The following is a 12,302-nucleotide window of genomic DNA, read 5'->3' as shown; positions in this document are numbered from 1 at the left end:
GCAATCTTACCGCTTAACCTTAAGATTAAGTCAATATTTTTCTCCACACAAAAAGCGACTTCTCAGCCGCTTTTTGAAGAAAATTAGAATACTGACAGTAAAAATGTTAGCTTATCCTCTACCCGCAATTCATCGCATCCTTATAGTCGAACTCTGAATCCTAGAAACCTCCGCCTAAGCTGATATTACGTCACGGTCAAAAAGCGACCGTTCTCGTAATATCCTCTTAGTGCTCGATTTCAAGAGTGGGATTCATCGTATCCTTTATTTTCTGAACATTTTAATTTCAAGAAATAAATCATTGTACGTTCCCAGGGTTTTGGCTCCTAGGTTTTCGTAGACTTCGAGTTTGTCCATAATTTCATCGGACGGGTAGAATTGTTCGTCACTTGTGATTTCGGGATCCATCAGCTCGATGGCAGTTTTATTCGGCGTGGCGTAGCCGACGTATTCCGCATTGATGGCCGCATTCTCAGGTTCCAGCATGAAATTGATGAAAGCATAAGCGCCTTCGATGTTCCTGACGGTCTTCGGGATGACGATGTTGTCGAACCAAAGATTGGAACCCTCCTCAGGGATCACATAATGAAGATTTTCATTTTCCCAAAGCATCTCGCTGGCTTCGCCTGAGAAAGTCACGGCGATGGCTGCTTCTTCCTGGATCATGTACATCTTGATTTCATCGGCAACGATCGCTTTGATGTTCGGCGTGATGTTCTTCAGTTTCTCCGCGATCTCCGTCAAGACCAACGGATCCGTTTCGTTCAGCGAGTAGCCTTCGCTCTGGAGGCCCAGCCCCATCACTTCGCGCGCCCCGTCGATCAAGAGCAGACTGTTCGCGTAGCTCGGATCCCAGAGGTCGGACCAAGAAGTGATCTCTTCCGTCACCATTTTGTCGTTGTAGATGATGCCCAAGGTTCCCCAGAAATAAGGGATTGAATATTTATTGCCCTCGTCGAACGGCAGATCCAGGAAGCGCGGATCGATATTCTCCAGACCTTCGATCTTCGAATGGTCCAGCTCAATCAGCAAGCCCTCTGCAGCCATTTTGTCGATCATGTACTCCGAAGGGATGCTCAGATCGTAGGCTGTCCCGCCCTGTTTGACTTTTGTGTACATCGCCTCGTTCGAATCGAACGTTTCGTAGGAAACCTTATACCCAGATTCCTCCTCGAATTTCGTGATCAGCTCCGGTTCGATGTAGTCGCCCCAATTGTAGATCGTCAGCGTATTCCCGTCCGAAAAGCCCTGTGCTCTGTTCAAGGCGTTTATCCCGAAAGCGATCGCCGCACAAGCAAGCAGCACGGCAGCAGCCATTCCCATTAATTTTTTCATCCGTGTTTCACCGCCCTATCCGAACCGGCGCGTTTCCCGATTGCCTTTAATTGCTGCGCACGTTTATTGTGCCCGTATTGTTGAATGAAATAGTAGCCCAAGACCAACAGCAGCGTGAACAGGAACATCAGTGCACTGAGCGCATTGATTTCCAGGCTGACACCACGGCGGGCCCGCGAGTAGATTTCCACCGCCAAAGTGGTGAAGCCGTTCCCGGTCACGAAAAAGGTCACCGCAAAATCATCCAAGGAATACGTGAAGGCCATGAAGAAACCACTCAGTATTCCTGGAGTGATGCTCGGGATCAGGATTCTGCTGAACACCTGGCTGCTGCTTGCGCCCAGATCCTGGGCCGCGCTGATCATCGAATCGTTCATCTCATAGAGCTTCGGCAGCACCATCAGCACGACGATTGGGATCGAAAAAGCGATGTGCGACAGCAGCACCGAGGAGAAGCCGAGTGAAAATCCGAGCAGCGTGAACAGGATCAACAGGCTCGCCCCGATGATGACGTCCGGGGAAACCATCAGCACGTTGTTCAGGCTCAAGAGCGTGTTTTTGGTGCTGCGTTTTTTCGTGTAATAAATATAGATCGCGCCCATCGTGCCAATTGCAGTCGCGCTGAGGGACGAAAGCAAAGCAACCAGAAACGTGTTCAACACGATGCCGATCAAGCGCGTGTCCTCAAACACGGCTTGGTAATGCTCCCAGGTGAAGCCGGTGAAGGCGTTCATGGTTCCGCCGGCATTGAACGAATAAAAAATCAGATAGAAAATCGGCAGGTACATCATGATGAAAACGAGCGCAAGGAACGCATTGTTCCATTTTGTGTTGGCAGTTGTCTTCATTTGACTCCCCTACCTTTCTTCTTGTCACTGGTCAGGGACATGATAGCGATCATGCTGATGATCAGGATGACCCCGATAGTGGAGCCCATCCCCCAGTTCTGGGTGACGAGAAAATGTTGTTCCACAGCGGTTCCCAACGTGATGACACGGTTCCCTCCAATCAGACGCGTCAGCATGAACAGCGACAGCGACGGAATGAAGACTGCCTGGAAGCCGCTGCGCACGCCGCTCAGCGTCAAGGGGAAGATGACCCGCGTCAAAGTCTGCATCCTTGTCGCACCTAGGTCTTCGCTGGCGACGATCAGGGAAGGTTTCAGTTCTTCGATCGAATTGAAGATCGGCAGAATCATGAAAGGCAGCTCGATGTAGGCCGCCACGAATATGAAACTGAAGTCCGTGAACAGGATTTGTTGGGGACTTATGCCCATGAAGCCAAGGCACTGATTGACCGTCCCGCTCTGACTGAACAAACCGATGAAGGCATAAGCCTTCAGCAGAAGATTGATCCAGGTCGGCAGAATGATCAAGGACAGCCAAAGTTGTTTGTGCTTCGTCCGGCTCAGGAAAAGCGCGGTCGGATAACTGATCAGGAAGGTCACGAGGGTGATGATGAATGCATAAAGGAACGAATTCAACGTCATTCGCAGATAATTGCCGGAAGTGAAATAGGTCGCGTAGTTGGCCAACGTGAAGGCTCCTGTGATGTCGAAGAACGATTGGTACAGAATCAACAGCATCGGCGAGATGACAAACAGCCCCAGCCAAAGCACGTAAGGAACCGAATAGAATGCTCTAGAATTTTTTGTCATATTTCTTCCCCCTACTCTTCATAGCTTTCGAGACGGGCGTCGAACTCTTCTTCGGATTCGCCCAAACGCATGACATGGATATCTTGCGGACCGAAATGGAGCCCGACATCCTTGCCGATTTCCGCGCGCTTGGTGGAATGGATCATCCACTCGTTTCCGTCCTTGTCGTAGCCGATGATTTCGTAGTGGACACCGCGGAATAGCTGCGTGTCGATATTCACGACCAATTTGCCATTTTCGACAGTTGTCAGTTCCAGATCTTCCGGTCGGATGACGATTTCGATTTTTTCACCCGGAGTGATCCCGGCATCGGAACATTCAAACTCCTTGCCGACGAAGCTGACTTTATAGTCCTCAATCATCGTCCCCGGAACGATATTGCTTTCGCCAATGAAATCCGCGACGAAACGGTCGATCGGCTCATCATAAATATCCACAGGTGTGCCGCTCTGGACAATCGCGCCTTTGTTCATGACGAAAATCCAATCGCTCATGGCCAACGCCTCCTCCTGATCATGCGTAACAAAAATAAAGGTGATGCCAAGGCGCTGCTGCAGCTCCCTCAGTTCGTACTGCATATCCGTGCGCAGCTTCAAGTCCAAAGCCGACAACGGCTCGTCCAACAGCAGCACATCCGGTTCGTTGACGATAGCCCGCGCGATTGCGACACGCTGTTGCTGTCCGCCCGACATTTCGCTGATTTCACGGTTTTCGTAGCCCTCAAGTTGAACCATTTTCAGGGCTTCTTCCACTTTCAGCTTGACCTGATCCTTCGGCATTTTCTTGATCGTCAGCCCGAATGCGATATTATCGAAAACATTCATGTGGGGGAACAACGCGTAGTCCTGGAAAACAGTATTGACCTTGCGTCGGTTCGCCGGTATATCGTTCACGGTTTCGCCATTGATTTTGATGATGCCTTCCGTTGCGTCCGCGAACCCCGCGATCAAACGCAGAATCGTCGTTTTTCCGCAGCCGGAGGGTCCCAAAAGGGTATAGAATTTGCCTTTTTCAAGCTCAAAGTTAATATCGTGCAACACAATTTCATCATCGTATACTTTTTTTACATTCTCCAAAGTAATGATCGGTTTGTCAGTCATTTTCTCCCGCCTTTATCGTTTATTTATGGGCACTGAACGTTCACTCCGATTGCGGATAGGCAATCGGATAGTCACTCATCACTATTATGTTAGCACAAAACACTATTATTATATAAGAAGTAGCACCCTTTTCAGCAAAAAACACGAACAAAAAACGCCAGAAATGATCATTCCGGCGTTTGGAGCTAATCTGTATTTTTTTAGAACAGACGCGCGGCCCGATCGTAGTAGACGAATTTTTCCGTGAAGGAGTACGGATCCGTCATTCCGATCTGATTGGCAAAGGTGAACAAGGTGGTCTCTTTCAATGAGGCGATCTGGATCAGCCTCGGATTGATGAGGACAAAAGCGGAACTCGTATCAGCCACGATTTTTCCTTTGGCCATGACCACCGCTCTGCGGGTATATTCCAGCATCAGGTGCATGTCATGCGTTACGATCACAACGGTCACGCCATTTTGGTGGATCCGTTGGAGGAAATGCATGATGTCTTTGTAATGGCTGAAGTCCTGCCCGGCAGCCGGCTCATCCAAGATGATCAATTCCGGATTCAGCGCCAAGACGGCTGCGATCGACACCCGTTTCAGTTGGCCGAAACTCAGCATCGATAACGGCAAGTCTTTGATGTATTGCAGTCCGCAGACTTTCGCAACTTCATCGACTTTCCTTCGAATCTCTTCTTCTGGCATGTTGCGCTGTTTCATTTTTAGGGCTATCTCTTCATAAACGGTTTCCTGTGAGAGACTGTCTTTCGGGTTCTGCGGGACGTAGCCGACATAGTTTTCCGCTTCATCCGCATCGATGGCACTGACTTCATGGCCCTTCCAGTAGATACGGCCACTCTGCGGTTTTTCCTCACCGGTCATCAAACGGGAAAGTGTCGATTTGCCGGCGCCGTTCGCACCGACAAGGCTGATCATTTCCCCTTTGTAGATGCGTAGAAAGGCACCGTCGACGATGTCCTTGTCGTTCCAAGGGTATTTGAAAGATAAGCCGTCCAGCTCCAGAAGCACTTCATCATAATCGGGATACCGGAATTGCGGCAAATAATTCAGCCAACTCTCCATCTGTTCCTTTAATTGCGGTCCGTTCACTTTCTTTGCGTTCGCCAATTCCCGGACATTATCCAGATCGACTCCGGCATAGCGCATGGCCGTGATGTAAAGCGGTTCCCGGATGCCGATGTCGCTCAAAATTTCGCTGCGGAGGATCTCCTCCGGCGTCGCGTCCGCGATGATCCGCCCGCCGGAAAAAAGCAGGATGCGATCGATCGGTTGCGCCAAAACATCCTCCAGCCTATGTTCGATGATGAGGACAGTCGTGTCGCTGACGCGATGCAGATCATCGATGAATTTCATGGCCAAATCCCCGGAACTCGGGTCCAGATTCGCCAATGGCTCGTCGAATAAAATCACAGGTTTGCCATCCAAGGAAATGCCGGCCATCGTGATATCACCTAACTGCTGTTCAGACAATTTCATGAAACTACGCTTCAGATAAGGGCGTTTCTTCAAAAAATCATGCCAATTATCCATTTTTTTCACATCATCCGCTGTACGGAATGGGACGTGTTGCTTCACTCCAAATTTGCCCATCTGTTCCGCGTGGGGAATCAGACTATTTTTGACTAGTTTCATTTCATTCGGAAGAAAATCTTCAAAGGGGGCAAGGGTTTGATCGACCTGATGGTGAAAGAGGATGTTTCCACTCGCATCGCCGTTCTCTTCACTCGGCAATACGCCTGTGAGGCAGCGGGCAAAGGTCGTTTTCCCGGAGCCGCTAGGACCGAGCACAAGTATTTTTTCTCCTTCGTAGATGGTGACATTCAGTTCTTCTAAAGTCGGTTCCTTTTGATCTGAATAGGTGAAACTAAAGTTCTGAAAAGATATCAGTGGTCTTCGCATGGCTATCCTCCTTCATTAAATTCAAAAAATAATAATTATGTGCTATCCAAAAAAGAGCTGAATGTTCACACCCAGCCTTCTTTTCACCTATACGCTTCCCACTGTATCTTCCCCGATGATCCGGACTTCTGTTTCCAATGGTACGCCATAATGCTCCATTACGACTGTTTTAATGTGTGCAATCAGTTCAATGTAATCGGTCGCTGTAGCTTTGTTGATGTTCACGATGAAACCTGCATGCTTCATTGATACCTGTGCCCCGCCCCAAATCAAACCTTGCAGGCCAGCTTCTTGAATCAATTTACCCGTGAAATACCCGGGCGGCCGTTTAAAGACACTGCCGCAAGAAGGATATTCCAACGGCTGCTTCGATTCTCGCAAAGCCGTCAATTCGTCCATTCGCATTTTGATTGCTTCTTGCTTGCCTTTTTCCAGATGGAAAACGACTTCCAGAACGATTTCATTCGTTTCCTGCAGCTTGCTGTGGCGATAGGAAAACTCAAGTTCATTTTTCTCGTATGTTTTGATTTTGCCTTCACGTGTGATCACCACTGCGGATTCGATGACTTCTTCGACTTCACCGTCATATGCTCCAGCATTCATGTAGACCGCTCCGCCGACGCTGCCAGGAATGCCGCATGCGAATTCTAAGCCGCTCAACCGTTCAGCCAAGGCCATCCGGGAAGCATCAATCAGGCGTGCGCCACTCTGGACGATCAATCGTTGGCGCTTCACTTCCATATGGTTCATTTCCGTCAATATCATCACGATGCCACGGATGCCGCCATCCTTGATGATTACATTGCTGGAATTACCCAAAACGGTCAAAGGAACCTGTTTTTCATTTACCCAGGCAACAATTGCCGCAACTTCATCTTTGGTTTTCGGAAAGACCAGCACATCTGCCGGGCCACCTGTTTTTGTGTATGTATAATATGATAAGTTTTCATTCTCTTTAACGATCGTTTCAGGAAACTGTTGTTTTATTTCCGTCCCCAACATGCATTTCACCCACTAATTTTATTTATGTAGTCCATTCTAACATCACTTGATGCGGATTTGTATCAAATAAGTAAGCGGCAGCAATTAATTATATTATTTTAACCATTTATTAATCATGTTTTAATTAAAAGCGACTCCGCACCTGTTCATGCTATTTTAACACAAGTTTATGAAAAAATTTACATTTTAATGAATTTGAAATACCTTTGTTAGATAGAAGGAAACCATTTTCGTTTTTGGGCGTGAATTCAGTCTTCTTACTTGCGATCCGAAAGCATAGATATGGTAAAATATTACAGATAACAGATAAAGGAGGCTGCTCCATGCAACCGAAACAAACCAGAAACGGAATCACATTCACATTATTGGCCATTCTTTACCCTCTTTACCTCTTCACTACCAAGGACCCTGGCTCCGTATCCACGACCTCGTTGATATTGGCGCTGTTCTTGCCGATCGTCGGAACGATTTTTGCGCTGAACATCCCAGAGCCGAAAATGAAGTGGATACTGGCCGCCATCAATCTTCTCCTCTTCATCCTGTTCCTTTACTATATGATCGCGTTGCGTTAAGGCAGGTGAACATAAAATGGATCTAAAATTTGTCTCATGGAACGTCAACGGCTTACGGGCCATAGTAAACAAGAATTTTGCGGATATTTTTTCAGACTTCGATGCCGATTTCTTCTGTCTGCAGGAAACGAAATTGCAGGAAGGCCAGATTGATCTTGCGTTCCCCGGGTATGAGTCCTATTGGAATTATGCGGAACGCAAAGGCTATTCCGGTACGGCAATCTTCACAAAGCACACACCGCTTTCTGTCAAGTTGGGCATAGGCGCTGCCGAACACGATTTGGAAGGCCGCGTCATCACCTTGGAGTATGCCGACTTCTACCTGGTCACTGTCTACACCCCCAATTCACAGGAACAACTGAAGCGATTGGATTACCGGATGGATTGGGAGATAGCCTTTCTGGCTTTTCTGAAAGGCATTGAAACAGAAAAACCGGTCGTCGTCTGCGGCGATCTGAACGTTGCCCACGAAAACATCGATCTGAAGAATTGGAAAACGAACCGCAAGAATGCGGGCTTTTCGGATGAAGAACGCGCCAAGTTCAGCGAAGTGGTTGCCAACGGATTCATCGATACTTTCCGCCACTTCCATCCGGATGCGGAAGGAAGATATTCTTGGTGGAGCTACCGCTTCAACGCCCGCAAAAACAATGCCGGGTGGCGAATCGACTACTTCCTTGTATCGGAAGCTTTGAAGGACGCCTTGATCGATGCCGATATCCATGAAAATATCTTCGGCAGCGACCATTGCCCGGTATCGCTGAAGCTTTCGCTTTAGTACACGAAATAATTGAAGCATCAATCAGTCAGGAGGAATGGCATATGGATTTTCAAAATCGTGTGGTCGTAGTGACCGGCGGAGCGAACGGCATCGGCCGTGCCACCGTAGAATCATTTTTAAATGCAGGTGCCGCTGTCGCATTCGTTGACACAGATAAGGATGCCGGCGAAAAGATCGTTTCCCGTTTCGCAGAGAACGACGTTTATTTCCATCACGGGGACATCGCGGAGGAAGCTGCCCTTCACGCTTTCGCGGAAGCCGTCAAGCAACGCTTCAGCAAAGTCGATTATCTGGTGAACAACGCTTGCATCAGCAAACAGGGGATCCTGTCGGAATGTTCCTATCAGGACTTCAATTATGTGCTGGCTTTGGGCGTCACGGCGCCATACCTGTTGACGAGTTTGCTTTTGCCAATGTTTGCAGTTAGCGCTTCGGTCGTGAACATCGCATCAAGTCGCGGGTTCATGTCGCAAGAGGACACCGAAAGTTATTCGGCAGCTAAAGGCGGCATCCTTGCATTGACGCATGCGCTCAGCATTTCCTTGGCCGGAAAAGCCCGTGTCAATTCCATCAGCCCTGGTTGGATCGACACAGGTTTCTTCCATAAAGATGAGGACTATCAGCCTGACTACGAAGCCGCAGATCTCCTGCAGCAACCTGTCGGTCGTGTCGGCGTGCCTGATGACATCGTGCAGACGATCCGCTTCCTCTGCAGTGACGCAGCAAGCTTCATCACCGGACAGAATTTCACTGTCGACGGCGGGATGTCCAAACTGATGATTTACCACAACGACCACGGTTGGACCTACAAACCTGAATCCAAGTGATCGCCATTATTGAGAGCAGGCGCAAGCTGAAGTTCCCATAAAAAATAAGCAGGACACCATTCGAAATGAAAGGTGTTCTGCTTATTTTTGTTGTCCGGTCTGAAAGTACTCCGACCGGCTTTATTTTTCCGGAAACTGCTTCACGAACCATCGGGCAGCCAACTCGGCTACCTGTTCCAACGTACCTGCTTCTTCGAAAAGATGAGTGGCTCCTGGAATGATGGTCATTTCCTTCTCGCAATGCAGCAAAGCGTAGGCTTTTTCATTCAATTCAATCACTTCGTCATCATAGCTGCCCACCAACAACAGCGTCGGTGCTGTGACCTTAGCCAAATGCGCAATGGCCAAATCCGGACGTCCGCCCCGCGATACGACGGCCTTGATTTCATCGCCTAGCACTGCAGCTGATTGCAAAGCGGCAGCCGCGCCGGTGCTGGATCCAAAATACCCGATTGATAACTGTTTTGTTTCATCCTGTTGCTTTACCCAGCTTTCCGCAAGCGTCAACCGATGGGCTAACAAATCGATGTCGAAACGTTTGTCGGTCCATTCGCTCTCCGCCTCCGTCAACAGATCCAGCAACAAAGTAGCTAAACCGTGAGCCCTCAACACACTGGCCACATATTTGTTGCGCACGCTGTGTCGGCTGCTCCCACTGCCATGGGCAAAAATGATGAGCCCTTTCGCGTCTTTGTGCAAAGCCAGATCGCCATTCAACAGGACACCAGCGCCAGTTATCTGCACTGCCTTTTCTGGATCACTCATCTGCCTTCCCCTCCTTCACATGCATGCTTCGGAGTAAAGAGACGACTTCCGCGTCGTCGAGCTGATCGAAATGGACATAATAGGCGCCCACAGCGCCGAGATAGTCATCTGTCCGTTCCAAAGCAACGACTGCATCCACCATTTGGTCCATCTTTTTCGCGGTATCCTCGGGTGTGACCGGGATGGCCACGATGATGCGTTTCGGATTCCGATTTTTAAGTGCTGCTATCGAGGCGAACATCGTGAAGCCTGTCGCGATGCCGTCATCCACGATGATAGCCGTTTTTCCTTCCAGCGATTGAATGTTCGCTGCCCCGACATACGTTTCCTTACGCCGTTTGATTTCCTGGCGAAGCCGCTTCAGTTCCCATTCCAACCAAGTCTCATCCAACACCCCATGTTCGCCCGGATTGAAGATTGGGTCCGCATCCTCTGTGATGGCTCCGATGGCATATTCAGGATTGAACGGGTGTCCGATTTTTTTAGTGATGAGCAGATCAAGCGGTGCCGCCAATTTTTTGGCGATTTCGACTCCCAAAGGCACTCCACCTCGCGGCAAAGCAAATACAACAATGTCTTCTCCGCGGTACTTCTCTAATGCTTCTGCCAGCAAAATGCCGGCCTCTTTCCGATCGGTAAATAACATAACGTTCCCTCCTTGTCCGACAAAACCTTCGATTGACTGAAACAAGTTCATGTTGTTTGGCTGAAATTACGTTTCGTTAGCTGTTTCCTGACCTGTCAGTTCTCCCTCGTCTGTCATCTCATCTCAAACAAATCATAGCACGCAAACGTCACAAGGAGGAACAATAACACTTCTGAATCAGTTGATGCTTTTCTTCAATGCCGCAAGATTTTCCTGCATCACAGAAATATAATCCGCACCCTGTTCCTGGTCTTCTTCGGTAATCCCTTCCAGAGGACTTAATACAGCCAATTCCACACCAACCTCTTCGGCAAGTGTCTCCGCAGTCTGCGAAGAAGCATTGTTTTCAAAATAGATGTGCGAAATATTGTTCGCTTTCACGTAATCGGAAAGTGTCGCCAAGTCTGCCGCACTTGGCTCACTTTCGGCATTCAGACCCGTTACGGAGATTTGATTAAGTTCATAGCGGGCCGCCAAGTATGCGAATGCCGCATGCTGTGTCACGAAAGTACGGTTTTCAGCTCCCTCAAAAGCAGCACGGTAGGCTTCGTCCAATTCGTTCAGTTGTCCGATATACGTTTCGGCATTCTTCAAATAATTTTCAGCATGGTCCGCATCTGCATCTGCCAATCCTTCCGCAATCGTCGTAACCTCTGTTTGCGCCAACACAGGGTCCAACCATACATGCGGATCGACAGTATGGGTATGCCCTGTCTCTGCATCTTCTTCCTCGGACTCGTGGTCATGCGCGTGGGCCTCGCCTTCGTATTCCAACAAGGTAATCGCTTTGCTTGCACAAATGACCACCATATCGGAAGTGTCGATGGAAGCGAGCACATCGGGCACCCACGTCTCCATCTCAGGGCTATTGTAAATGAACACATCCGCATCCTGGATTTCCGCGATCATCTGGCTCGAAGGCTCAAAGGAATGGACTTCCATTCCGGCTTCCAAAAGCAGGCTCACGTCGGCATCTTCCTGAGTGACCTGTTTCGTAAAATCGTACATCGGATAAAAGGTCGTGACGACTTGTAGCTTGTCCGACTCTGTATTTTCTGTAGTGCTCTCGACTGCTCCGCAACCAACCAATAGTGTTGCTGTCCCCAATAACGACAACGCCCACTTCATACTCTTTTTTTGATTCATTTATTTTTTCCCTCCGCCTTCTCTTTATTGACTATCCGAAATCGGATAATGATTGCTTGTTTCAAATCGTAACGATTACGTTTTAAAGGATAGCGTAAAGATTGAGCGGATGCAAGCATTTTGTGTCAAATAATCTGTTTCTTCATATATACAAATTTTGGACGCAACAAAATACGGTGGCTCCCAAACACCAAAATAAAAAGGAAGTGCTCCAACAATCGGAACACTTCCTCCTAAATCAGTAGCCTCATCTTTGCTTCATTGATTGTTCAATCTTAATGATCTACGAACTTTTCAATACTAGTTATGCTTGTCTTTCAGGCAAGTCATGTAAGCTTTCGCTTCTAGCTGCTCAAATGAAATCTACTGTTTATTAATCTTAGAATGGTTCAAGTTTTCATGTCTTAGAAATGCATCTAGAACACAAATTCCGAACCATCTAAGATTTTGCATTAACAGCTTAACTGAAAAGCTGTTAACCGGAAAATCTTTTTGAAGGATTTCCCTGAAAGAGTCGCATACTCTTTTGTGATTCTTTGTTTTACTTAGTATGTCTCTCTTTGTATA

Annotated in this window: 12 protein-coding genes; 3 read left to right on the top strand and 9 right to left on the bottom strand. The window is 48.2% G+C overall.

The window, feature by feature from the left end; genetic code table 11:
* Positions 1-264: 264 nt before the first annotated feature.
* The 6 genes from AC0J5I_RS09040 to murB form a co-directional block, all read right to left on the bottom strand.
* Positions 265-1,335, bottom strand: a complete 1,071-nt coding sequence (locus AC0J5I_RS09040) for an ABC transporter substrate-binding protein (protein ID WP_475299502.1) — start codon at positions 1,333-1,335, stop codon at positions 265-267.
* Positions 1,332-2,183, bottom strand: a complete 852-nt coding sequence (locus AC0J5I_RS09035) for an ABC transporter permease (protein ID WP_475299501.1) — start codon at positions 2,181-2,183, stop codon at positions 1,332-1,334. Before AC0J5I_RS09035 ends, AC0J5I_RS09040 begins: the two co-directional genes overlap by 4 nt.
* Positions 2,180-2,992: an ABC transporter permease gene (locus AC0J5I_RS09030; protein ID WP_475299500.1), complete on the bottom strand. Its 813-nt coding sequence runs from the start codon at positions 2,990-2,992 to the stop codon at positions 2,180-2,182. The genes AC0J5I_RS09035 and AC0J5I_RS09030 overlap by 4 nt, the downstream gene beginning before the upstream one ends.
* An 11-nt stretch (positions 2,993-3,003) precedes the next feature.
* Positions 3,004-4,092, bottom strand: a complete 1,089-nt coding sequence (locus AC0J5I_RS09025; RefSeq protein ID WP_475299499.1) for an ABC transporter ATP-binding protein — start codon at positions 4,090-4,092, stop codon at positions 3,004-3,006.
* A 200-nt stretch (positions 4,093-4,292) separates the two neighbouring features.
* Positions 4,293-5,996 carry an ABC transporter ATP-binding protein gene (locus AC0J5I_RS09020; RefSeq protein ID WP_475299498.1) on the bottom strand — a complete coding sequence of 568 codons (1,704 nt, stop codon included), beginning with the start codon at positions 5,994-5,996 and terminating at the stop codon, positions 4,293-4,295.
* Between the two features lie 87 nt (positions 5,997-6,083).
* A complete protein-coding gene (gene murB, locus AC0J5I_RS09015; protein ID WP_475299497.1) occupies positions 6,084-6,998 on the bottom strand; it encodes a UDP-N-acetylmuramate dehydrogenase in 915 nt (304 codons plus the stop codon).
* Positions 6,999-7,321: 323 nt separating this feature from the next.
* On the opposite strand from murB, the gene AC0J5I_RS09010 reads away from it, so the two are divergent.
* The 3 genes from AC0J5I_RS09010 to AC0J5I_RS09000 are packed head-to-tail and all read left to right on the top strand — an operon-like array spanning position 7,322 to position 9,178.
* A complete protein-coding gene (locus AC0J5I_RS09010; protein ID WP_475299496.1) occupies positions 7,322-7,570 on the top strand; it encodes a hypothetical protein in 249 nt (82 codons plus the stop codon).
* A 16-nt stretch (positions 7,571-7,586) separates the two neighbouring features.
* The gene (locus tag AC0J5I_RS09005) at positions 7,587-8,348 is read left to right on the top strand and encodes an exodeoxyribonuclease III (RefSeq protein ID WP_475299495.1); all 762 of its coding nucleotides are present in this window, start codon (positions 7,587-7,589) and stop codon (positions 8,346-8,348) included.
* A gap of 44 nt (positions 8,349-8,392) precedes the next feature.
* Positions 8,393-9,178, top strand: coding sequence for an SDR family NAD(P)-dependent oxidoreductase (locus AC0J5I_RS09000; RefSeq protein ID WP_475299494.1), 786 nt, complete (start codon positions 8,393-8,395; stop codon positions 9,176-9,178).
* Between the two features lie 120 nt (positions 9,179-9,298).
* Here AC0J5I_RS09000 and AC0J5I_RS08995 read toward each other — a convergent pair whose 3' ends face one another.
* The 3 genes from AC0J5I_RS08995 to AC0J5I_RS08985 form a co-directional block, all read right to left on the bottom strand.
* Positions 9,299-9,943, bottom strand: coding sequence for a dienelactone hydrolase family protein (locus tag AC0J5I_RS08995; protein WP_475299493.1), 645 nt, complete (start codon positions 9,941-9,943; stop codon positions 9,299-9,301).
* Positions 9,936-10,589 (bottom strand): phosphoribosyltransferase, encoded by a 654-nt coding sequence (locus AC0J5I_RS08990; protein ID WP_475299492.1) that lies wholly within the window; start codon positions 10,587-10,589, stop codon positions 9,936-9,938. The genes AC0J5I_RS08995 and AC0J5I_RS08990 overlap by 8 nt, the downstream gene beginning before the upstream one ends.
* 177 nt (positions 10,590-10,766) lie before the next feature.
* A complete protein-coding gene (locus tag AC0J5I_RS08985; RefSeq protein ID WP_475299491.1) occupies positions 10,767-11,735 on the bottom strand; it encodes a metal ABC transporter substrate-binding protein in 969 nt (322 codons plus the stop codon).
* Positions 11,736-12,302: the final 567 nt, after the last annotated feature.

The organism is Trichococcus sp. TS_SC_9 (assembly GCF_056156325.1).
Note: the sequence above shows the minus strand (reverse complement) of the source record. Positions and strands in the feature narration are given on the sequence as shown.